Below are 22,025 nucleotides of genomic sequence, written 5' to 3' on the forward strand. Positions count from 1 at the left end.
GCGGGCGGCGCCGGGCAACCGCTAGAGCGAACGCATCACCGAGACGACCTTTCCCATGATGGTCGCGTGGTCGCCCAGGATCGGCTCGTACTGGCGGTTTTGCGGCAGGAGCCACGTGTGCCCGTCGCGCTGCCGGAACGTCTTGACCGTGGCCTCGTCGTCCAGCAGGGCGGCGACGATGTCGCCGTTCTCGGCGTTCTGCTGGCGGCGCACCACCACCCAGTCACCGTCGCAGATGGCCGCTTCGACCATCGAGTCCCCGCTGACCTTGAGCATGAACAGGTCACCATGGCCCACGAGTTGGCGCGGAAGCGGCATGATGTCCTCCACCGTCTGGTCCGCAAGGATCGGTCCGCCGGCCGCGATCCGACCCACCAGGGGCACCATTGCGGTGTCCGACGACGTGCTCAGTTCCGCCACCGGCATTCCGTTGATGGCCATCAGGTTCGACTCGGCGGATTCCGCGGACACTTCGCCGTCGCTCAAGGTCAGGGGCATCAGAATCTCCATGGCACGGGGACGCCGGGGGTCCCTGCGGATGTAGCCCAGCTTCTCGAGCTGTGCGAGTTGGTGGGTCACGCTCGAGAGACTGGCAAGGCCCACTGTGTCGCCGATCTCCCGCATCGACGGCGGGTATCCGTGATCGGCCACCGCGCGCTGGATGGTTTCGAGGATCTTCTTCTGCCTGATGGTCAGGCTCTTCGGTGTCCGCCGCGGCGCCCGATTCTCCATTGTGCTCATGCCCTGCCCCGTGCCTCTCGTCCCTGCGTTGCCGGATGCCCGCCCAACCTGTCGGTGCCCGGTGGTGAACTCAATCCCACTGGCTTCCTTTCCGCCAACGCTAGTGGAACGGAACCCGCTTTCAAAGGTTTGTTCGATCGTGTCTCGACAATCGTCGTCCAGGGATGCTAAAAATGGAACATAACAAATTCGAAGATAAGTTCGAACAGGAGTTTCGAAGAGACGAAAGCCTGCCCCGAACCCGAACGGACTGGAACCTCCCGCGAAATCAGCGGGCGAAGCAACATGAAAGGCAAGTCATGGCTCAGATAGTGCTTCCCGCAGCTTTTGTTCCCCCGGCCCGCCCCGAGGCGAACGCGCCAGTCCACGCGGTCCCGTCCACGCAGGCATCGGTGCGGCTCACACGTCGCGGGCGTTTCCTGCTCATCGGACTCCCCGTGCTCCTGGGAGCCACGGCCTTGCTGGTGCTCCTTGGTGTATTCACGGCTCCCGTGATGGCCGCGGGTACCGGCGAAGCGACCCCCGTGCTAGCCGACACGGTGACGGTCTCCGAGGGGGAGACCCTCTGGGGGCTCGCGGCCGAATTCGCACCCAATCGCGATCCACGCGAGGTCATCTCCGAAATCGCCGAACTGAACAACCTGGCCGGTTCCAAGCTCGTTCCGGGCCAGGAACTGTTTGTCCCGACCGGCGACTAGACGCCAACACCGCGCGGTCCCGACCGCGCCTCCCGATCTGCGCCACTGGTCCGGCCCGCCCGGCAGCGCCCGTTTGTGACCGGCGCGGGGTCGCGGATTGGAGCCCTCCGTGAAGACGGCACTAGAATCGTCCGGTGAGTGATCAGCTTCGACGCCTGGCCAAACTACCGCTGCGGGACAATCTGAGGGGCCTCGAGCCCTACGGTGCGCCCCAGCTGGACGTGCCGGTTCTGCTCAACGTGAACGAGAACACGCATCCCGTCCCCCCCGAGGTCAGTGCGGCGATCGCCGCGGACGTGGCAGCGTGCGCGTCGGGCCTGAACCGCTATCCCGACCGGGAGTTCACGGAACTCCGCGAACGGTTGGCGGCCTATCTCGGGCACGACCTCGACCCGTCCAACATTTGGGCCGGCAACGGCTCGAACGAAGTGCTGCAGCACATTCTCCAGGCTTTCGGCGGCCCGGGACGGACCGCGATGGGGTTCCCCCCCACGTACTCCATGTATCCGCTTCTGGCCAGCGGCACGGACACCGCTTACGCGGCAGGAGTTCGCGCCGACGACTTCGGCCTTTCGGCCGAGTCGGCGGCGGAGCAGGTCGCGGCCTCCGGGGCGAACATCGTTTTCCTCTGTTCGCCGAACAACCCGACCGGAACCGCACTGGGACTGGATGTCGTCGAAGCCGTCTACGACGCTGGCGAGGCCAATGATGCGATCGTCATTGTCGACGAGGCCTACGCGGAGTTCTCCCTCTCCGGCACCCGTTCTGCGCTCGACCTGTTGCCGGACCACGACCGGCTCATCGTCTCGCGCACCATGAGCAAGGCCTTCGCGCTCGCGGGCGCAAGGGTCGGCTATCTGGCGGCCGCGCCGGAAATCGCCGATGCGCTTCGCCTGGTGAGGCTGCCCTACCACCTGTCCGCGGTGACCCAAGCGACCGCCAACGCGGCACTCAAGCATGTGGATGTGCTTCTGGGGACCGTCGAGGACATCAAGAGGCAGCGCGACCGGATCGTGGACGAACTCAAGCGCATGGGACTGGACCCAGCTGCCAGCGACTCGAACTTCGTCTTCTTCGGCGGGTTGGAGCATGCCGGTCGCATCTGGCAGGGATTGCTCGATGCCGGAGTCCTCGTCAGGGATGTCGGCATTCCCGGCCACCTGCGTGTGACGGCCGGAACGGAGACGGAAACCACGGCTTTCCTGACGCGGCTCGAGGAACTGCTCGGCCAGGAGACCGCGCATGCCCGCGGGTAGACTTGACCGCAGGCGACGCCAGCCTTCGGCGCGTCGCCAACCACCACCCATGCCTAAGGATCATGTATGTCTGCAGAATCGCCCAACGGCCGCCGGGCCCGCATGGAGCGCAAGACCAGCGAGTCTTCCGTCGCGGTCGAGCTCAACCTCGACGGCACCGGCGTCGCCAATATCAGCACCACTGTGCCGTTCTACGACCACATGCTCACGGCGTTGTCTAAGCACTCCTTGATCGACCTGACCGTCGAGGCCACGGGCGACACGCACATCGACGTCCACCACACGGTGGAGGACGTCGCCATCACCATCGGCGAGACGCTGCGCACCGCGCTGGGCAACAAGGCGGGGATCCGCCGGTTCGGCGAGGCGACGGTCCCCCTGGACGAAGCGCTGGCGAACGCCGTCGTCGACATCTCGGGACGCCCGTACCTGGTGCACTCCGGGGAACCGGCCGGGCAGGAGTACCACCTGATCGGCGGGCACTTCACGGGGTCCCTGACGCGTCACGTCTTTGAATCCCTGACGCTCCACGCGCAGATTTGCCTCCACATGACGGTTCTTGGCGGTCGCGATCCCCACCACATCGTCGAGGCCCAGTTCAAGGCGCTGGCCCGCGCACTGCGCACGGCAGTTGAGCCGGATCCGCGCATCGGCAATGCGATTCCGTCCACGAAGGGCGCACTGTAGATGGGTGCCCCGAAGGTCACCGTACTGGACTACGGCTCCGGGAACGTCCGTTCGGCGGTCCGCGCGCTGGAGCGCGTGGGCGCGTCCGTCACCCTGAGTGCCCGTCCGGAGGACGTGTTGGAGGCGGATGGCCTGCTCGTGCCCGGCGTCGGCGCCTTCGCCGCCGTCATGAAGGCACTGGACGACGTCGGTGCCGCGCGCCTCATCGGGCGCCGCATCGCCGGCAACAGGCCCGTCATGGGGATCTGCGTAGGGCACCAGGTCTTCTTCGAGGAGGGCGTGGAGCACGGGGTGCGGACCAAGGGACTCGCCGAATGGCCGGGAACCGTGGAGCTGCTGCCGGCTCCGATCGTTCCGCACATGGGCTGGAACACCATCAAGGCGCCCCCCGGCTCGCGGCTTTTCGCCGGCATCGAGGACGAGCGTTTCTATTTCGTGCACTCCTACGCCGTGCAGAAGTGGGACTTCGAGGTCCTGCAGCCGGCCATGGTCCCGCCCCTGGTCACTTGGTCCGAGCACGGCGCCCCGTTTATCGCCGGCGTCGAGAACGGCCCCCTGTCGGCCGTGCAGTTCCACCCGGAGAAGTCCGGTGACGCCGGGGCGCAACTCCTGGAGAACTGGCTCGGAACGCTCTGATGTGGAGCATTTTGCTCATGGCACTGGCCGGTATCCTGGCCGGCGGCGCCTTGTCCCTCCGGCAGCAGAAGGCCCACGTCTCCTGGACCGTCACGTGCTGGGTGCTCGCGGGGCTGTCGCTCCTCGCCGCCTATGCGCTGACGCTCGCTTCCTGACCCCCGTGGGCCCCGTCGGGCGCCCGCCGCGACCTCCCCACCCACCGAACCGAAAGTGCCGAACATGAGCAAGCAAGACGTCCCCGTCCTCGAACTCCTCCCCGCCGTCGACGTTGCCGACGGTCAGGCCGTCCGCCTCGTGCAGGGCGAGGCCGGCAGCGAAACGGGCTACGGCGATCCGCTCGAAGCGGCGATGGCGTGGCAGAACGACGGCGCCGAGTGGGTCCACCTGGTGGACCTCGACGCGGCCTTCGGCCGCGGCAACAACACGGAGGTCCTGCGCCGGGTGGCCGACCAGCTGACGATCAAGGTCGAGCTCTCGGGCGGCATCCGCGACGACGAGTCGCTGGACCGCGCCCTCGAATTCGGTGCGGCGCGCGTGAACCTCGGCACGGCCGCGCTGGAGAACCCGGAGTGGACCGCCCGCGCCATCGAGCGCCACGGCGACAAGATCGCCGTCGGCCTCGATGTTCGGGGCACCACGTTGGCCGCCCGGGGATGGACCAAGGACGGCGGTGACCTTTGGGAGGTCCTCGCACGGCTCGAGGACGCCGGCTGCACGCGCTACGTCGTCACCGACGTCACCAAGGACGGCACGCTGCGCGGACCGAATGTGGAACTCCTGCGCCAAATGTGCGAGCGCACCGACAAGCCTGTCGTCGCCTCGGGCGGGATCTCCAGCCTCGACGATCTCCGGGTGCTGCGCGAGCTCGTGCCCGCCGGCGTCGAGGGCGCGATCGTCGGCAAGGCACTGTACGCCGGAAAGTTCACCCTGCCGGAGGCGCTGGACGTCGCCGGCAGGCGCTGAGCCGATAACCAGGCGCATGGTGTCGCACGACAGGTCAACGGACGGTCCGGCCGGCCGTTCCCTGCCCGGCCACATCGCGGCCGCGCTCGACCGCGCCGGTGCTGCCACCGACTCCGCGGGCCGTCCCTGGGACGGTCGCGACCTGTCTGGGCCCGGCAATCCGCTGCACGGATTCGAGGGCGACGACGGATCCGCCGACCCGGCCTACGAGTCTGCGATCGCGGCGCTGCTCTCGGGCTCGGGCGCGGAAGAGGACGTACACATCGCCCTTGCCTCGGCAAGGGTCTTCGTTCCCGTCGTCGCGTCGCTGGTGGACGGCGGAACCGGCGCACACGGAGAAGTGGAGGACAAGGAAGCCGACATGGCGCTCGTGACCATCACCGCTCCCGACGGGCGGTCCGCGCTGCCGGCATTCACGACGGTGGAGCGGTTACGGACCTGGCACCCCGAAGCCCGGCCGGTCGCCGTCTACGCGGCGCGTGCCGCGCTGTCCGCCGTGGCCGAGGGGGCCCAGTTGCTGGTCCTGGATCCGGGCGCGGAAGTGACATTTGTGCTTCGCCGGCCCGCGGTCTGGGCCCTTGCACGACAGGAACAGTGGGTGCCCAGCTATGGGGATGCCCGACACCTGCAGATCTTGAGGCGCCTGGCCGACGCGGAGCCGGGTGTCGCCGGGATCTCGGCCGGACCTGGGAGCGGGGTGGCAAGCCGCTCCGCGGACGGGCGGATTATCGCCGGCGGCGGTCCGGGACCCGAATTGCGGTTGGAAATCACCTTCACCGCCGGCACCGCAGAAACGGCGGCGCGGGAATCCGCTGCCCGTATCCAGACGGCGCTGGCCGGCGAGCAGTCGTTCGCCGAGTCCGTGGACTCGCTGGAGATCTCGCTGAAGGTTGCGCCTGACCGGCCGTCCGCGTGAGGCGGCCGCTTGTCCGGTCCTTGGACGCATGCGAAGGGCCAACCGCGGTGCGGTCGGCCCTTCGGGGTGACTGGTTTGGTGAGGTGCGGCTAGTTGACGGGGCCCGTCAGCTTCTCTCCCGGACCCTGCCCGGGCGCATCCTGGATGGTGGACGCTTCGCGGAAGGCCAACTGCAGCGTGCGGAGGCCGTCGCGCAGGGGAGCGGCGTGCTGGCTTCCTACCTCGGGTGCCGCCGCGGTGATGAGGCCGGCCAGCGCCGTGATCAGTTTGCGGGCCTCGTCCAAGTCCTTCAGCTCCTCGGCGTCCGCCCCTTCCGCGAGGCCGCACTTGACTGCCGCGGCGCTCATTAGGTGGACGGCAGCCGTCGTGATGATCTCGACTGCGGCAACGTCGGCGATGTCGCGAACGTGGTCGGTGTCGGAGGAAGTAGCTGTCGGATTGGTTTCAGGGGTGCTCATACTGCTAAGCTTTTCACAGACCGACTGGAATCGCGCATTCGGTGATGCCACTTTGAAGCATGGTGGACCGTCAAGATGCGCGAATCCGGTACGCAAGTGGAGGCCTTCTCCCACCCGCTGCAGCCGCACAGGCCGCCGGGTCATTCGGTGGCACGGGACATTCGTCCGGGCCGGGCGCGAAATCGCCTACGAATAAATTGGCCTCCGCCTGCCTTGCAGCCGGGGGCCTTCTCCTGTTGTGGGCGGCGTCCGAACGACTAACAGCAGGAGCTACACATCAGCGATCCACGCATTAATGATCGAATCCGCGTCCCAGAGGTGCGGCTGGTTGGACCCAACGGCGAACAGGTTGGCGTTGTCCGCATCGAGGACGCGTTGCGTCTGGCATCGGAGTCCGATCTGGATCTCGTCGAGGTGGCGCCCACGGCGAAGCCTCCCGTATGCAAACTGATGGACTTCGGCAAGTACAAGTACGAAGCCGCGGTCAAGGCCCGCGAGGCACGCAAGAACCAGACCAACACCGTGCTAAAGGAAATCCGTTTCCGGCTGAAGATCGATAAGCACGACTACGAGACGAAGACGGGCCACGCGCTCCGCTTCCTCGCGGCCGGCGACAAGGTAAAAGCCATGATCCAGTTCCGTGGCCGCGAGCAGCAGCGTCCGGAGATGGGTATCCGCCTCCTGAACAAGTTCGCCGAGGACGTTGCCGAAGTGGGCATGGTCGAGTCGACCCCGCGCATCGATGGCCGCAACATGGTTATGGTCGTTGGGCCGGTGAAGAACAAGGCGGAGGCCAAGGCCGAAGCCCGCCGTCAGCAGCAGCGCGAGTCGGACAAGGCCAGGTCGGCCGCTTCGAAGGATCGCATCGACACCTCTGGCGACGACCAGCCCGCGCTGACGCAGAGCCTCGCGGACAACCTACCCGACGACTTCATGGCCCGCGTGGCCCAGGTCGAGGCCGACGCGGCCGAGGCCGCGAAGGCGCCGGCGAAGGAGGAGCCGAAGCCCGAAGCCGTGTCGGAGGCCCCGGCCCAGGCCGAGGAGAAGGCTCCGGTCGCCAAGGCGCCGGCCGCCGAGACCAAGGCACCGGAAACCAAGGCACCGCAAACCAAGGCACCGGCGGCCGAAGCCAAGACCGCGGAGGCCGCCAAGGCCCCGGCGCGACCGGCTCCCAAGGCGGCCGCCAAGCCGGCCGTGGCTCCGGTCCCGAAGGCGGCACCGAAGCCCGTGGCGGCCCCAAAGCCAACCCCCAAGCCTGCACCGGCGCCGAAACCGGCACCGCGCAAGCCAGCCAAGCCGGGTCCGGCCAAGTAGCCGGACCGGTGCGGCCCGCCCTTTATGGGTGAGCACACCACCAACGCGCCTCCGAAACCGGAGGCACGAGAGATCCTCGGTCCCCAGGGACACGGGAGCACGTAAGGAGAACGGCGGACATGCCGAAGTTCAAGACCCACAGTGGAGCCAAGAAGCGCTTCAAGCTCACCGGTAGCGGCAAGCTCAAGCGCCAGCAGGCCAACCGCCGGCACTACCTGGAGCACAAGCCCTCCAGCCTGAAGCGCCAGCTCAAGGGCGACCGCATCGTTGCCAAGGCGGACACCAAGACCATCAAGCGGATGCTGGGAATCTAGCAAACCGCCCTGGGGCCCAGCGGCCCCATCCACCCATAGTTTTCCTCCGGCCGGAACCCACCTCGTGGACGGCCCGAGGGCAGAGCATTAAGGAGTACACACGTGGCACGTGTGAAGCGGGCGGTCAACGCCCACAAGAAGCGCCGGGTCATCCTCGAGCGGGCCAAGGGCTACCGCGGTCAGCGTTCGCGCCTGTACCGCAAGGCCAAGGAACAGCTGCTGCACTCGTTCGTGTACAGCTACGGCGACCGCCGCAAGCGCAAGGGCGACTTCCGCCGCCTGTGGATTCAGCGCATCAACGCCGCGGCGCGCGCCAACGGACTCACCTACAACCGTCTGATCCAGGGCCTGAAGGCCGCCGCGGTCGAGGTCGACCGCCGCATGCTGGCCGAGCTGGCCATCTCCGACGCCAACGCCTTCAGCGCGCTGGTCAAGGTTGCCAAGGAGGCCCTGCCGGCCGATGTCAACGCCCCCGCCGCCGCCAAGGCCCCCCTGGTGAAGACCGAGCTGACCGCCTCGAAGGCACCCGCAGCCAGGGCTGCCAAGTCGGCACCCGCGGCCGAGCCGGCTCCTGCCTCCAAGGCCGCACCGGCCGCTTCCGCCAAGGGTGGATCCGTGGCGGCCGTCGAAGGCGAGGACGCCCCCGAGGGCTTCGTCATCAAGGGCAACCAGTCGATGAAGTACCACGTGCCGGGCTCGACCTGGTATGAGCAGACCCAGCCCGAGTTCTGGTTCAACTCGGTTGAGGCCGCCAAGGCCGCCGGGTTCGAGCCGGCCGGTGGCGAATCGCGCCAGAAGTTCGAGGGCTAGTCGTTACCGACTGATCCGCGGCCATTGCGCCGCGCCCTGGCGAAGGGGACGGAATCCGCAAGGATTCCGTCCCCTTCGGCTTTCCCGGCTAAGGTTTTCGGCATGACTATTGCCGGATCCGACGCCGACCCCATGTCCAACCCGCGGGCGGAGCGGGTCAAGGAGGTCGCCCGCCTCGCCACGCGCATGGGACGGGCGCGAACCGGTCTCTTCCTCGCGGAGGGACCCCAATCGGTGCGTGAGGCCCTGAGCCTTCACCGGGAGCGCGTGGCCGCCGGTGCCGCCCCCGTCGTTGAGCAGTTGTTTGCCAGCGCCGACGCACTCGAACGCGACCCGGGCCTTGCCGAGCTCGCGGGCGGCGCGCCGCTCCGGCTGGCGACACCGGACGTCATCGCAGCGATGGCCGACACGGTCACGCCGCAGGGAATCCTCGCCGTCTGCCGGATCCCGGGGGACAGCGTGGCCGACGTGCTCGGCGCCGCCCCGCGCCTCATAGCAGTGTTGTGCCGCCTTCAGGATCCCGGCAACGCGGGCACGGTCCTGCGTGCGGCCGACGCCGCAGGCGCGGATGCCGTCCTGGTCACCCAGGGGAGCGTCGACATGTACAACCCCAAGGCGGTGCGGTCGACGGCCGGCTCGATTTTCCACCTCCCGGTGATCCAGGGGGTCGACTTCGGCGAGGCGGTGGAAGCCCTCCACGCGGCCGGCGTCGTGGTGCTCGCCGCGGACGGCTACGGCGACACCGACCTGGACGCCTTGCAGGACCTGAGCGCTTCCCGCCGGCTCGGCGTCGAGCCCGCCGGTCCAGCGGATGGGGCGCGGCCCGCCGGTAGTGCGCAGCCGATGCCGGTGCTGGAGGCTCCCACTGCCTGGTTGTTCGGCAACGAGGCCAAGGGCCTCTCGGCCGCGGAACTGGAGACCGCCGACCACCGAGTCGCCGTCCCCCTGTACGGAGTGGCCGAATCCCTTAACGTCGGGACCGCGGCGACCGTGTGCCTGTACGCCTCGGCGCGTGCCCAGCGTCGTGGATAGGCCGCGTGTGGATGACATTCGGCAGATCGTCGGTGCGGCCATCGTCGATTCGCTCGACTCGCCCCGCAGATTGCTGGCCGCCCGGCGCACCAAGCCCGAGGCTCTCGCTGGCCTGTGGGAGTTCCCCGGCGGCAAGGTCGAGCCCGGCGAGGAGTGCGAGGCGGCACTTCTGCGCGAACTGGTCGAGGAACTGGGGGTAGGTGCGCGCCTCGGCCGAGAGCTGTTGGGTCCCTCGGAGTACGGCTGGCCATTGAACGGTGCCGCTGCGATGCGCGTGTGGTTCGCCGAGATCACGGCGGGGGAGCCGGAGCCCTTGGAGGACCACGATGCGTTGGAATGGGTCGAGCTGGAACCGGAGGCGGCCCTGCGGCTCGCATGGATCCCCGCCGATCTCCCGATCGTCCGGGCGCTCCTGCGGGAGGCGTCTCTCGGCGGAGCGGTACCGCCCCGCTAGCCGGCTGGCGGGGCCTGTGCGTCCGCGGGCACCCGCGATTTGTGTGCGAACCGGATCAGGTTGCCGTCCGGGTCCACGTGGGCGGCCTCGCGCAACCCGTATTCGGTGTCAACGGGTTCGCTGGTCGGCGCGTCGTACGCGATGTCGGCCGTGGCGCCCCGCCATTCGGTGGAGAGTCCATCCGCGTCGTCCACCGTGACGAAGACCGACGCGAAATTGCCTTCCGGCTCCAGAGCCGGCGCCTCCCACAGATGGATGGAAATGCCGTCGCGGCGCGCCATGGCGTAGGCCTCGTCGCCGTCGTAGCCCGTGACGTCGAAGCCCAGCAGGGCGTAGTGCGCCATGGCGCGGTCGATGTCGAGGACGGGGAACACGGTCGCTGAGGTCTCCAAAATGGCCATACGGCGAGCCTAGCCACACCCCCGCGCCGGGGCAACGAACCCATGGTGAACATCGGGTGGGGTGGACGGCGCCGGCGCATGTCCCGCCCGGAGGTCCACGTCGGGGAGCCACGCGTGGTGCCGAAAACCCGCGCCGGAACCCTTGCCTGTAACCCGTGCTTGTAACAGTGCCATGTGGAGCCGTGCCGGGCCCCGCACCTAGAGGTCGAACAATGTGGCCTGGGCTTGGGGGCGGGGTTGGCCCCGCGGAGCGGCCGGCTCGGCGTTGTGGGACGCGAACGGGCCGTCCGTGCCGGAATCTGACCGAGCCTTGGGGGATCGGAATCCGCTGACCCCCGATGCCAGCCCGTGCCGCGCGCGGAAGTGGCGGACGCGGCCCGCCAACCAGTCACGGTAGTCCGTGTCCGCCACGGATCCTTTTCGGTAGAGCCGACGGTAGCGTTCCACCAACTCCGGATGGCTATCCGCGAGCCATTGCATGAACCATTCGCGGGCCCCGGGGCGCAGATGCAGGGGCCCGGCCGAAACCCCCGCGGCGCCGGCCGATGCCAGCCGGGCGAACAGGGCGTCGAGGGCCTCGTCCGAGTCGCTGAGCCAGGGAAGAATCGGCATTGCCAGCACCGAACACTCGATGCCGTGCGCCGCAAGTCGCTCCACCAGCCGGAAGCGAGCCTCGGGAGTCGGCGTGCCCGGTTCGACGGTGGCGCTGAGTTCCGGATTCGTCATCGCGATCGACAGGGCGACGGAGACCGGTACCCGCTGCGCGGCGCGTGCGAGCGGTTCGATGTCGCGGGCCAGAAGCGTTCCCTTGGTCAGGATCGAAAACGGCGTTCCCGACTCGGACAGCGCGGAGATGATGTCCGGCATGAGCCGGTAGCGTCCCTCGGCACGCTGATAGGGATCGGTATTGGTCCCCAACGCCACGTGTTCACGCGTCCACGACGGTTTCTGCAGTTCCGCGCGGAGCACCTCCGCGACGTTCAGTTTGACGACCACCTGCGAGTCGAAGTCGCGACCGGCGTCCAGATCCAGGTAGGTGTGTGTCTTCCGCGCGAAGCAATAGACGCATGCGTGGCTGCATCCGCGGTAGGGGTTCACCGTCCAATGGAAGGGCATATTGGATGCCGCGGGAACCTTGTTGAGTGCGCTCTTCGCCAGGACCTCGTGGAACGTCATGCCCGCGAACTCGGGCGTTTGCACCGAGCGCACCATGCCGGCGAGTGGCAGGGTTTCCACGCCCGGACCTGCCAAGCCGGCGAGCGGAAGCGGGGCGCCGACCGCATCGGCCGCCCCCGCTTCCGGCCGTCCGGTTTGGTGCCGGACGAGCTGAGCTTCCCATCTCACCCTCTGATTAGAACATGTTTTCGAGTGAGTGTCCATGGGGTCGAAGCGGTTGCCGAGGCGCCCCGTATGATGGTGCGATGATCCTGCTGACCGGTTTCGAGCCGTTCGACGGCGCGGCGTCCAATCCCTCCATCGACGCCGCCACCACGGCCGCCCGAGCTCTCGTGTCCGAAGGCATCCCGGCGGTCGCCGAGCAACTTCCGTGCGTCTTTGCCGAGGCGCCCGGCGCCTTGGCGCGGGCGATCGAGAGACACCGCCCCGACGTCGTGGTCTGCGTTGGTTTGGCGGCGGGGCGGCGGGTGGTGTCGCTGGAGCGCGTCGCCATCAACGTCTTGGACGCGCGGATACCGGACAACGCGGGCGAGGTGCCCGTGGATCGACCCGTGGTGGAGGGCGCGCCGGCCGCCTACTTCACCACGCTGCCCATCAAGCGCACGCTGGCTGCATTGTCCGCCGCGGGGATCGACGCGGAGGTCTCGCAGACCGCGGGGACGTACGTCTGCAATCAGGTGTTCTACGCGTTGATGCATCAGGCGGCGGGGCACGGCAGAAGGATCCGAGGTGGATTCGTGCACGTGCCGACCATCGCCCCCGACGGCGGCACCGGACCCACAGGTGCGGACCTGGCTTGTGCCCTGCGGCTCGTCGCGGTGGAGGCCCTGAATCCTGCTCCCGATGCCCTTCTGGCTGGCGGTGCCGAGTCGTAGGCGGCGGGCAGCGCTCGGTGGCGCGGCGCGCTAGCCGCGGGAGCGATTCCGCGGACCTTGGCCAGGCAGCCGGCGCGCCGTGGGCCGCAGGGCCGAGGCCCAGGGCATCGCCGGTCTTTCCCTGTAGCCTCCGGCGGCCAAGCCCGCGCCCCTTTCGAAGGGATTACGGGATGCAGGATCCCCCGTGCGGAGCCAGGACCACGCGGCGCCGGCGAAATACAGCGGTATGAACGGCAGCCCGCCGCAACAGGCGTACTGCGAACTGTGGCTCTCCTCGTGCACCAGGAGGGCCGGGTGTTCCTCGGGGCGTCCGAACCGCGCGCGGAAGAAGACCACGCCGCCCACCGTGAAGGCCCCCGCGACCGGTAGGGCGGGCCGGTATCCCAGCGCGAGGATCAGCCCGTTCGGTCCGCGGCGGATACTGCACCGGGTGGCGATCGCCAGCGCCAGGCCGATCGGCGTCGACAGGTTGACCCAATTGGCGACGGTCCTCGCCTGCTTCCAGCGTGGCATGCGCCCAGTGTAGCCAGCGGGACTGCCGTCGGCGTCGTGAGCTACCCGGGTTTGGGGGCAGTCGATCCGGCTGAACTAGACTTGGGCCCGAACCAGGACACGCGAACCCCAGTGAAAAGGGCACCAACCAGATATGTCTGAATCAATGACGCCCGTCGGCGTCCACGACTCCGTGGGCGACGCCGTTCCGCACCCGACGGACGAAGCCGCCGTCGGCGCCGCGGCCGACCGGGCGCTGACCGCCATCGCCGACGCGTCGAACCTCTCCGAGCTGAAGGCCGCCCGTCTCGGGCACACGGGGGAGAAGGCGCCGCTGAGCCTCGCGAACCGCGAGATCGGCCGCTTGGACAAGTCGGAGAAGGCCGTTGCGGGCAAGCTTTTGGGAGCCGCGCGAGGGCGCGTGAACAAGGCTCTGGCCGCGCGCACGAAGGTGCTCGAGGAGGAGGACGCCGCGCGCATTCTCGTCGAGGAGGCCGTGGACGTCACGGCCGCCCCGCGCCGTCGTCGTGCCGGCGCCCGGCACCCGCTCTCCGTGCTACAGGACCGCGTTAGCGACATCTTCGTCGGCATGGGCTGGGAGATCGCCGAGGGGCCGGAGGTCGAGTCCGAGTGGTTCAACTTCGACGCGCTCAACTTCAAGCCGGACCACCCCGCCCGCGACATGCAGGACACGTTCTTCGTCGACCCGCCGGAGGCGCACCTCGTCCTTCGCACCCACACGTCGCCGGTACAGGTCCGTTCGATGCTCGAGCGCGACGTGCCGATCTACGTGCTGTGCCCGGGCAAAACGTTCCGCACCGACGAACTCGACGCGACGCACACACCGGTGTTCCACCAGTTCGAGGGACTCGCCGTGGACAAGGGCCTGTCCATGGCCGACCTCCGCGGCACGCTGGAGCACTTCGCACGCCAGATGTTCGGCGACGAGGCCGACATCCGGCTCCGCCCCAACTACTTCCCCTTCACGGAGCCCTCCGCCGAGCTGGACATCTGGCACCCCGGCGCCAAGGGCGGCCCCCAGTGGATCGAGTGGGGCGGCTGTGGCATGGTGCACCCCAACGTCCTGCGGTCGGCCGGGATCGATCCGGACGTCTACTCGGGCTTCGCTTTCGGCATGGGCATCGAACGCACCCTGATGTTCCGCAACGAGGTGCCCGACATGCACGACATGATCGAGGGCGACGTCCGTTTCAGCCAGCACTTCGGGATGGAGATCTAAGCAATGCGTATTCCACTTTCATGGTTGCGCGAGTACGCGCAGGTTCCCTCCGACGCCACCGCCGAGGACGTCATGGCCGACCTGGTCAAAGTCGGCCTCGAAGAGGAGGCCGTCCACCGTCCCTCCGACGAGTTGTCCGGTCCGGTGGTGGTTGGCCAGGTCCTCAGCATCGTCAAGGAACCGCAGACCAACGGCAAGACCATCAACTGGTGCCAGGTGCGCGTGGTCCCCGAAGGCCGGCCCCAGAACCTGGAGCAGGAGGGCATCGATCCTTCCGGCGTGCAGGGCATCGTGTGCGGCGCGCACAACTTCGTCGAGGGCGACAAGGTCGTGGTGACCCTGCCCGGCGCCGTGCTGCCGGGAGACTTCCGCATCAGCCCGCGCCAGACCTACGGGCACGTCTCCGCCGGCATGATCGCCTCCGTGCGGGAACTGGGTATCGGCGAGGACCACGACGGCATTCTGGTGCTCTCCCGGATGGGCTTGGACCCCGAGGTCGGCACCGACGCGATGGAGCTCCTGGGACTCAACGACCAGGCCGCCGAGATCAACGTAACCCCGGACCGCGGCTACTGCTTCTCCATCCGTGGCGTGGCGCGCGAATACGGGCACGCGACCGGCACGCCGTTCACGGACCCCGTCGCGGGGATCACGGCAGACGCGCCGAGCGGCCCGGGCTACGCCGTCGTGATCCAGGACGACGCCGGCATCCACGGCTTGGCGGGCTGCGACCGTTTTGTGGCGCGGACCGTGCGCGGGGTGGACCCGAGCCGGCCGACCCCGCCGTGGATGGCCAGCCGCCTGCGTTTGGCCGGCATCCGTTCCATCTCCCTCGTGGTGGACATCTCCAACTATGTGATGCTCGAACTGGGCCAGCCGTTGCACTTCTACGACGTCGACAAGCTGAGCGGACCGATCACCGTCCGCCGCGCCGCCGCGGGGGAGAGGCTGGACACGCTGGACGGCAAGGAACGCGTTCTGAACGTCGAAGACCTGCTGATCACCGACGAGACCGGTGCCATTGGCATCGCCGGGGTCATGGGCGGCGCCTCCACGGAGGTTTCCCACGACACGGCCAACGTGCTCGTCGAGGCCGCGCACTTCGAGGAGGTCTCGATCGCGCGGACGCGGCGCCGCCACAAGCTGCCGTCCGAGGCCTCGAAGCGCTTCGAACGCGGCGTCGACTGGGAAATCGCCGACGAGGCCGCGCAGCGCGCGGTCGATCTGCTGGTCCAACTCGCCGGAGGTGTCGCCGACTCCACCGCGACCGACGTCGGCACGCGCCCCGCGCCGGCCCTCATCGACCTGCCCGCCGACTACCCGACGCGGCGGGTGGGGATCGAGTTCACCCCCGCACAGATCGAAGGCACGCTCCGCGACCTGGGCGCCGAGGTGGAAGCGACCGCCGATGGCTATCGCGTGACGGCTCCTACCTGGCGGCACGACCTGCGCACACGTGACGACCTCACCGAGGAAGTCGCCCGACTCGTCGGCTACGACAAGATTCCGGCGACCCTGCCGGTGGCTCCACCCGGGCGTGGCCTCACCCGCGTCCAGCAGCAACGTCGGCGTGTGGTGCAGGCACTCGCCGACGCCGGCTTGACCGAGACCCTGAGTTACCCCTTCGTTTCGGCTGCGCAGAACGCGACATTCGGCACGGCGGAGGGCGGTCGGGAACCGGCGTCGGTCAGGCTCGCCAACCCACTGTCCTCCGAGTTCGGACACATGCGCCGGTCGGTCTTGCCCGGACTGCTGGCCACGGCGCGGCGCAACCACGGCCGTGGTTTCCGCGACTTGGCGCTGTATGAGGCGGGGCTGGTGTTCCTGCCCGGCGATGCGCTGGGGACCGCGACCCTACCGGAGACCGCCCAGCGTCCGGCGGACGACGAACTCGATGCGCTCGACGAGGGCCTGCCTCACCAGCCGCAGCACATCGCCGCGGTCCTGACGGGTCACGATTCCCCCGCCGGAGCCGGGCACGAGCCGCGCCCGTACGACTGGTCCGATGCCCTCGACGTGGCCAAGCTGGTCGCCGACGTGCTCGGGGTCGATCTGGTTTGCTCCCAAGGCTCGCACCAGGCATTCCACCCGGGCCGCACCGCCGTGCTGACTCTGCGCGACGGCACGGCGGTTGGCTACGCCGGGGAGCTTCACCCGAAACTCCTCACCGAGCTGGACCTCCCGGCGCGCACGGCAGCCGTGGAAATCGACGCGGACGTTCTCTTCGCCGCCGCCGCGGACGTGATCGTGGCGCGGCCGATCTCCACGTATCCGATCTCCACCCAGGACGTCGCGCTTGTCGTCGACTCGGCCGTGGTCGCCGGCGACGTGCTCGAGACCTTGCGCGAGGGGGCCGGGGAGCTGTTGGAGGACGTCGCGCTGTTCGACGTCTACTCGGGTCCGGGAATCGACGAAGGCAAGAAGTCGCTGGCGTTCGGCCTCCGCTTCCGCGCGGCGGATCGTACGCTGACCGCAGACGAGGCCTCCGAGGCGCGCGCCGCGGCGGTCGCCGTCGCCACCGAACGCTTCGGGGCCGTGCAGCGCTAGGGTTCGCGGAACAACCGGCGACGCCGCCCGGCCCCTATGCCCGGGGTCGGTCGGCCGCGTTCCGCCTACTTCGTGTCGATCTCCGCCGGGGCCGGGCCGTCGGTTTCCGCTTCGGGCCGAAGCACGGCGCGCAACTGGTCCTCGGCCGCGATGCTGGTGATGAAGAACAGCTCGTCGCCGCTCTCGATGACATCGTCCGGGCTGGGGGTGATGGGGGCGTCGTCGCGCAGGATCGCGACGACGGTCGAGTCCTCGGGCCAATCGATGTGGCCGATGGTGGCGCCGATCAGGGCGGAATCGTGCGGGACGGTGAACTCGACCATCGACGTGACGCCCGTCTGCAGCGTCAAAAGCCGGACCAGGTCGCCGATTTCGACGGCCTCCTCGACGAGCGCGGTCATCAGGCGCGGAGTATTGACGGCGACGTCGACACCCCATGCGTCGTCGAACATCCAATCGTTCTTGGGGTTGTTGACTCGGCCGACCGTCCGGCCCACGCCGAACTCGCTCTTGGCCAGGAGGGAGACGACGAGGTTCACCTTGTCGTCTCCCGTGGCGGAGACGACGACGTCGACGTCGTCCAGACCAGCTTCCTTCAGCGTGCTCAACTCGCAGGCGTCCCCGAAGAGCCAGCGCGCGCCGCGCAGCCCACTGCGTCCCACGACCTCCGGTTTTTCGTCAATCAGCTGGACATCGTGCCCGTGGGCGAGCAGCTCGCGTGCGATGGAGGAACCGACGCTGCCGGCCCCGACGATGATCACCTTCACGGTTAGGACTCCGATGCCTGTTGGTCCGCAGGCGCTTTGGGCGCCTTGGACAGCGTGCGGTCGATGTCCGCCGTGGCGTCCACCGACATGATGGCGTGCAGGATGTCGCCCTTTTGCAGCCTCGCGTCCCGGGCGGGGATCATGCCCTCGCCAAACCGCGTGAGATAGGCGACACGGACTCCGGTGGCGTCCTCGATGTCGTTCAGGGTGCGACCGTACCAACCGTCGTGGAGCGAGACTTCGCCGAGGATCAACCGCCCGGACGCCTCGCGGAAGTCGCCGTTGATGCCTTGTTCGGGAAGGATCCGGCGCAACACCTGGTCGGCGCTCCAGCGCACGGCCGCGACGGTGGGGATGCCGAGGCGCTGGTAGATCTCCGCGCGGCCCGGGTCGTAGATCCGCGCGACGACATTAGGCACGTGGTAGGTCTCGCGTGCCACGCGCGTAGCCAGGATGTTCGAGTTGTCGCCACTCGAGACGGCGGCGAAAGCGTACGCGTCCTCGATGCCGGCGCGCTCGAGGGTCTCCCGGTCGAATCCGACGCCGGTGACCCGGCGCCCGGAGAAACCGCGGCGAAGACGCCGGAATGCCCGCTCGTCCTGATCGATGATCGCCACCGTGTGGCCGGCGTCGTCCAACGTGTGCGCGAGGGTCATTCCCACGCGACCGCAACCCATGATGACGAAATGCGCCACGTACAGCTCCCGAACTCTCTCGCCTTGGGCCGGCCCGATGCGCTCGGCCCCGTCGTTTTCCAGCCCAAGTCTCGCACGATTCGGCCCCGCGGGCCCCGCCGCGTGGATGCCGCGTATGACATGGGCGCGCTCAGGGGCTAACTTTGACTGGTGCTGACGTTTCTCGACGCGCTCAAGCGGATCCTGGTGGGCAGGCCCTTCAGGACCGAAAGGCTGAAGCAGGCACCCCTGCGGCGCCGGCTGGCGCTGCCCCTGTTGTCTTCCAACGCCCTGTCCTCGGTGGCCTATGCCCCGGACGAGGTGCTGTTGACCCTGGCCATCGCGGGATTGTCCGCCATTTACCTGTCCCCGCTGGTGGGTGTGGCGGTGATGGCCGTCATGCTGGTCATCATCGCCTCCTACCGCCAGTCGGTGAAGGCCTACCCGTCGGGCAAGGGCGACTACGAGATCGCGAGCGTGAACCTCGGCCCCCGGGCGGGCACGACCGTCGCGGCCGCGCTGCTGGTCGATTTCGTCCTCACCGTCGCCGTTTCGATGTCCTCCGCGGCGCATTATGCGATCGCCGCCTTCCCGGCACTGGCCGGAAACGAAGCCCCGATCGCCGCGTCCGGCGTCGTGCTGCTGGCCCTGCTGAATCTGCGCGGTGTTGGAAGATCGCCCGTCGGCAACGCCCTGCCGACGTATCTCTTTGTCGCCGCGATGCTGGTGATGATCGGGGTCGGCACGGTCACGGCCGGCCTCGGGACCCTGGGCAGCGCGCCCAGCGCCGAGTTCGAGATCGTGCCCGAGGCCGGTTACGAAGCCGGCCTGACCGGATTCTTCGGCGCCCTTCTGGTGCTGCGCGCCTTCTCCACGGGTTCGGCCGCGATGACGGGCATCGAGGCCCCGATCAGCAATGTCCAGACGCTGGCGGCGCCGCGGGCGCGCAGCGCGGCGTCGATACTCTTGTGGTTGGGGGTCGTGGCCACGGCGCTGACGCTGGGGACCATGTTCCTGGCTCGGGCGACGCGCATCCACGTGGTGGAGAATCCGGAGACGAATCTACTGCTCGACGGCGGTCCGATCCCCGCCGACTACATCCAGAACCCCGTCGTGGGCCAGTTGGCGCAGGCGATTTTCGGTTCGGCCAGTGTGGGCTTCTACCTGATCCTGGCCCTCACCGGGGCCGTCCTGTGGATGGCCGGCCACGCGGCGTTCAGGTCCTTCCCGAATCTGGCGTCCCACCTGGCGACGGACGGATACCTTCCGCGGCAGCTGCGCACGCGCGGGGACCGTCTGGGGTTCAGCAACGGCATCATTTCCCTGGGAGTGGCGGCGCTGGTGCTGGTGCTGGTGTTCGACGCCCACGTGCCCACCCTGATCCACCTCTACGTGGTCGGCGTCTTCGTCTCCTTCACACTGAGCCAGCTGGGCATGGTCAAGCACTGGGGGCGGCAACTGGCGAGCACGGCCGACCGTCGGATCCGGTTGCGGATCCAGCGCTCCCGCCTCCTGAACCTGATCGGCTTCGTCTTCACGGCCGCCGTGCTCGTGATCGTGCTCGTCACCAAATTCATTTTCGGCGCATGGCTGGCACTCCTCGGGATCCTCGCCCTGTACCTGGTCATGTTCTCGATCAACCGGCACTACGAGGCCGTGGACCGGGAACTCTCCGTGGACGCCTCCACGTCGGCGAAGGCCCTGCCGGCACGTGTCCACGCCCTGATCCTTGTGTCCACGCTGCGGAAGCCCGTCCTGCGGGCTGTGGCCTTCGCCCGGGCCGGCCGCCCCTCCAAGCTCGACGCCATCATCGTGGACATCGACGAAGACAAAACGGCCCGGACCGTAGCGGATTGGGACCGGCTCGGCATTCCCGTACCGATCACCGTTCTCGCCTCGCCGTACCGCGAGACGGCGGCGCCGATCATCGACTACATCAAGGGCATCAAACGCGACTCGCCCCGCGACCTCGTGGTGGTCTACATCCCCGAGTACGTGGTGGGACGTTGGTGGGAGCAGCTGATCCACAACCAGACCGCGCTGCGCATCAAAGCCCGGCTCCACTTCGAACCCGGCGTGGTCGTGGCCAGCGTGCCGTGGCAACTGTCCGAATCCACCCATGGCCGGGCACTTTTCGACAACACCGCGAACGCGCGGGACACCACCAGTGGCCGGAGGCCCGAATGACGCAGACCCCCCCGAACGACGACGTCCTCGAACTGCGCATCGGCGCCCCGGCCCACGGGGGACACTTCGTGGCCCGCCACCAGGGCCGCGTGGTCTTCGTCCGCCACGCGCTGCCCGGGGAGCTCGTGCGGGCCCGGGTGACGGGGGAGGGCTCGGGTGGCCGCTTCTGGAACGCGGACACCATCGAGGTGCTGGAGGCCTCCGAGCACCGCACGGAACACCCGTGGCCGCTCGCCGACGCGCTAACCGCCGAGGCGGACGGACGCTTGCCGGTCGGCGGCGCGGAATTCGGACACGCCACACTCGCGCACCAGCGCCAGCTCAAGGGACAGGTCTTCCGGGAACAGCTGACACGCCTCGGTGAAACCGACCCCGAGGCCGTGGGCTTCGCCGGCGTCGAGGTTCCCGCGGGTGAGCGCGGGGACGGATTGGCCTGGCGCACGCGGGCGTCGTTTTCCGTCGATGCCCAAGGGCGCCTCGCGATGAACGCATACCATTCGGACCGGCTCATCCCGGTCCACGAGATGCCGCTGGCGGTCGATGCCATCAACGCCCTGCGCCTCTGGGAGATTCCGCTCAGCGGCATCGCGCGCGTGGAGGTCGTTGCGCCGTCGTCGGACGCCGCGCCGCTGGTCCTGTTCGTCGAGAACGACGGCGCCAAGCCCGGCTCCGCCGACCGCGCCGCCAAACGGCTGCCCGACGGCACCTCGGCCGCGGTGCTGACCCAGGCGACGGGCTCGACGGCGGACGGCCGCGGCGAACTGCGCCGCGTTCGCGGCCGCACCTGGGTCGCCGAGAACGTCCTGGACCGCGAATACCGGGTCACCGGAGAGGGATTCTGGCAGATCCACCGGCTCGCCGCCCCGACGCTCGTGGAGGCCGTGACCGGCCTGCTGGAGCCCCGGCCTGGGCAGCGCTTCGCGGACCTTTACGCCGGCGCTGGCCTGTTTACCCTGGCGCTGGCCGACGCCGTGGGGGAGTCCGGGCAGGTCGTCTCCATCGAGGGGGCTCCGGGGACCAGCAAGGACGCGCGGCGGAACGCGCACGGCAGGCCACAGGTGGAGATCGTTCAGGGTCGCGTGGAGAAGCGGCTCGCGGCCGCGGGTGTCCCGGATGGCCTCGAAGCCGGGTCCCTCGCCGGAGTCGTGCTGGATCCGCCCCGCGCCGGTGCCGGCAAGGAGGCGGTCGCCCGCATCGCCGCCGCGGATCCGGCCCGCGTCGCATACGTCTCCTGCGACCCGGCGTCCTTCGCCCGCGACGTCGCCTACTTCGACCGGAAGGGCTATGCCCTGCGGTCCGTTCGGGTGCTGGATTTGTACCCGCACACCCACCACATGGAAATGGTGGGACTCCTGGTCCGTAGCTAGTACCCGGGCGCGGGACCCCG

Annotated in this window: 24 protein-coding genes; 17 read left to right on the forward strand and 7 right to left on the reverse strand. The window is 68.7% G+C overall.

The window, feature by feature from the left end:
- Positions 1–21 precede the first annotated feature (21 nt).
- The gene (gene lexA, locus AC0QSG_RS01500) at positions 22–741 is read right to left on the reverse strand and encodes a transcriptional repressor LexA (protein WP_475376426.1); all 720 of its coding nucleotides are present in this window, start codon (positions 739–741) and stop codon (positions 22–24) included.
- Positions 742–1,040: 299 nt separating this feature from the next.
- Between lexA and AC0QSG_RS01505 the strand changes: the two genes are divergently transcribed.
- From AC0QSG_RS01505 to AC0QSG_RS01535, 7 genes are all read left to right on the forward strand, one after another.
- Positions 1,041–1,439, forward strand: a complete 399-nt coding sequence (locus AC0QSG_RS01505) for a LysM peptidoglycan-binding domain-containing protein (RefSeq protein ID WP_475376427.1) — start codon at positions 1,041–1,043, stop codon at positions 1,437–1,439.
- A 134-nt stretch (positions 1,440–1,573) separates the two neighbouring features.
- Positions 1,574–2,695, forward strand: coding sequence for a histidinol-phosphate transaminase (locus AC0QSG_RS01510; RefSeq protein ID WP_475376428.1), 1,122 nt, complete (start codon positions 1,574–1,576; stop codon positions 2,693–2,695).
- Positions 2,696–2,761: 66 nt separating this feature from the next.
- Complete coding sequence (gene hisB, locus AC0QSG_RS01515) at positions 2,762–3,382, forward strand: imidazoleglycerol-phosphate dehydratase HisB (RefSeq protein WP_435725950.1); 621 nt, start codon at positions 2,762–2,764, stop codon at positions 3,380–3,382.
- On the forward strand, positions 3,383–4,018 hold the full coding sequence (gene hisH / locus AC0QSG_RS01520) for an imidazole glycerol phosphate synthase subunit HisH (RefSeq protein WP_475376429.1): 636 nt from the start codon (positions 3,383–3,385) through the stop codon (positions 4,016–4,018).
- 17 nt (positions 4,019–4,035) lie between these two features.
- Positions 4,036–4,173, forward strand: coding sequence for a hypothetical protein (locus tag AC0QSG_RS01525; RefSeq protein ID WP_475376430.1), 138 nt, complete (start codon positions 4,036–4,038; stop codon positions 4,171–4,173).
- Between the two features lie 64 nt (positions 4,174–4,237).
- Positions 4,238–4,981 (forward strand): bifunctional 1-(5-phosphoribosyl)-5-((5-phosphoribosylamino)methylideneamino)imidazole-4-carboxamide isomerase/phosphoribosylanthranilate isomerase PriA, encoded by a 744-nt coding sequence (gene priA / locus AC0QSG_RS01530; RefSeq protein WP_435725953.1) that lies wholly within the window; start codon positions 4,238–4,240, stop codon positions 4,979–4,981.
- Between the two features lie 16 nt (positions 4,982–4,997).
- Positions 4,998–5,897, forward strand: a complete 900-nt coding sequence (locus tag AC0QSG_RS01535; protein ID WP_475376431.1) for an SseB family protein — start codon at positions 4,998–5,000, stop codon at positions 5,895–5,897.
- An 89-nt stretch (positions 5,898–5,986) separates the two neighbouring features.
- On the opposite strand, the gene AC0QSG_RS01540 is transcribed toward AC0QSG_RS01535, so the two are convergent.
- A complete protein-coding gene (locus tag AC0QSG_RS01540) occupies positions 5,987–6,355 on the reverse strand; it encodes a DUF1844 domain-containing protein (protein WP_435725955.1) in 369 nt (122 codons plus the stop codon).
- 318 nt (positions 6,356–6,673) lie between these two features.
- Here AC0QSG_RS01540 and infC point away from each other — a divergent pair, with 318 nt between their 5' ends.
- The 5 genes from infC to AC0QSG_RS01565 all read left to right on the forward strand — a co-directional run bounded on the left by infC (position 6,674) and on the right by AC0QSG_RS01565 (position 10,279).
- The gene (gene infC / locus AC0QSG_RS01545) at positions 6,674–7,669 is read left to right on the forward strand and encodes a translation initiation factor IF-3 (protein ID WP_475376432.1); all 996 of its coding nucleotides are present in this window, start codon (positions 6,674–6,676) and stop codon (positions 7,667–7,669) included.
- Between the two features lie 119 nt (positions 7,670–7,788).
- Positions 7,789–7,983 carry a 50S ribosomal protein L35 gene (gene rpmI, locus AC0QSG_RS01550; protein ID WP_435725957.1) on the forward strand — a complete coding sequence of 65 codons (195 nt, stop codon included), beginning with the start codon at positions 7,789–7,791 and terminating at the stop codon, positions 7,981–7,983.
- Positions 7,984–8,085: 102 nt separating this feature from the next.
- Positions 8,086–8,793 carry a 50S ribosomal protein L20, sunset domain variant gene (gene rplT / locus AC0QSG_RS01555; protein ID WP_435725958.1) on the forward strand — a complete coding sequence of 236 codons (708 nt, stop codon included), beginning with the start codon at positions 8,086–8,088 and terminating at the stop codon, positions 8,791–8,793.
- Positions 8,794–8,895: 102 nt separating this feature from the next.
- Positions 8,896–9,825, forward strand: coding sequence for a TrmH family RNA methyltransferase (locus tag AC0QSG_RS01560; protein ID WP_475376433.1), 930 nt, complete (start codon positions 8,896–8,898; stop codon positions 9,823–9,825).
- A 7-nt stretch (positions 9,826–9,832) separates the two neighbouring features.
- Positions 9,833–10,279 (forward strand): (deoxy)nucleoside triphosphate pyrophosphohydrolase, encoded by a 447-nt coding sequence (locus AC0QSG_RS01565; RefSeq protein WP_435725960.1) that lies wholly within the window; start codon positions 9,833–9,835, stop codon positions 10,277–10,279.
- Here AC0QSG_RS01565 and AC0QSG_RS01570 read toward each other — a convergent pair.
- Together AC0QSG_RS01570 and AC0QSG_RS01575 are read right to left on the reverse strand one after the other, a co-directional pair.
- Positions 10,276–10,680 (reverse strand): bleomycin resistance protein, encoded by a 405-nt coding sequence (locus tag AC0QSG_RS01570; protein ID WP_475376434.1) that lies wholly within the window; start codon positions 10,678–10,680, stop codon positions 10,276–10,278. The genes AC0QSG_RS01565 and AC0QSG_RS01570 overlap by 4 nt on opposite strands.
- Positions 10,681–10,878: 198 nt before the next feature.
- Positions 10,879–12,024 (reverse strand): Rv2578c family radical SAM protein, encoded by a 1,146-nt coding sequence (locus AC0QSG_RS01575; RefSeq protein WP_475376435.1) that lies wholly within the window; start codon positions 12,022–12,024, stop codon positions 10,879–10,881.
- Positions 12,025–12,101: 77 nt separating this feature from the next.
- Here AC0QSG_RS01575 and pcp point away from each other — a divergent pair, with 77 nt between their 5' ends.
- Positions 12,102–12,731 (forward strand): pyroglutamyl-peptidase I, encoded by a 630-nt coding sequence (gene pcp / locus AC0QSG_RS01580; protein WP_475376436.1) that lies wholly within the window; start codon positions 12,102–12,104, stop codon positions 12,729–12,731.
- A gap of 30 nt (positions 12,732–12,761) precedes the next feature.
- Here the strand turns inward: pcp and AC0QSG_RS01585 are convergent, their stop codons facing one another.
- Complete coding sequence (locus tag AC0QSG_RS01585) at positions 12,762–13,244, reverse strand: hypothetical protein (protein WP_475376437.1); 483 nt, start codon at positions 13,242–13,244, stop codon at positions 12,762–12,764.
- A 133-nt stretch (positions 13,245–13,377) separates the two neighbouring features.
- Here AC0QSG_RS01585 and pheS point away from each other — a divergent pair, with 133 nt between their 5' ends.
- Together pheS and pheT are read left to right on the forward strand one after the other, a co-directional pair.
- A complete protein-coding gene (gene pheS, locus AC0QSG_RS01590) occupies positions 13,378–14,463 on the forward strand; it encodes a phenylalanine--tRNA ligase subunit alpha (protein ID WP_435725965.1) in 1,086 nt (361 codons plus the stop codon).
- Between the two features lie 3 nt (positions 14,464–14,466).
- Positions 14,467–17,010: a phenylalanine--tRNA ligase subunit beta gene (gene pheT / locus AC0QSG_RS01595; protein ID WP_475376438.1), complete on the forward strand. Its 2,544-nt coding sequence runs from the start codon at positions 14,467–14,469 to the stop codon at positions 17,008–17,010.
- Positions 17,011–17,075: 65 nt separating this feature from the next.
- Here the strand turns inward: pheT and AC0QSG_RS01600 are convergent, their stop codons facing one another.
- Positions 17,076–17,777, reverse strand: coding sequence for a potassium channel family protein (locus AC0QSG_RS01600; protein ID WP_435725967.1), 702 nt, complete (start codon positions 17,775–17,777; stop codon positions 17,076–17,078).
- Between the two features lie 2 nt (positions 17,778–17,779).
- Positions 17,780–18,472 (reverse strand): potassium channel family protein, encoded by a 693-nt coding sequence (locus AC0QSG_RS01605; protein WP_435725968.1) that lies wholly within the window; start codon positions 18,470–18,472, stop codon positions 17,780–17,782.
- Positions 18,473–18,622: 150 nt separating this feature from the next.
- Here AC0QSG_RS01605 and AC0QSG_RS01610 point away from each other — a divergent pair, with 150 nt between their 5' ends.
- Both AC0QSG_RS01610 and AC0QSG_RS01615 read left to right on the forward strand, forming a co-directional pair.
- Positions 18,623–20,638, forward strand: a complete 2,016-nt coding sequence (locus AC0QSG_RS01610) for an APC family permease (RefSeq protein WP_475376439.1) — start codon at positions 18,623–18,625, stop codon at positions 20,636–20,638.
- Entirely contained in the window at positions 20,635–22,005 is a 1,371-nt protein-coding gene (locus AC0QSG_RS01615; RefSeq protein WP_475376440.1) for a class I SAM-dependent RNA methyltransferase, read from the forward strand. Before AC0QSG_RS01610 ends, AC0QSG_RS01615 begins: the two co-directional genes overlap by 4 nt.
- The last annotated feature ends 20 nt before the right edge of the window (positions 22,006–22,025 follow it).

It is taken from the genome of Arthrobacter sp. LT660 (assembly GCF_056172845.1).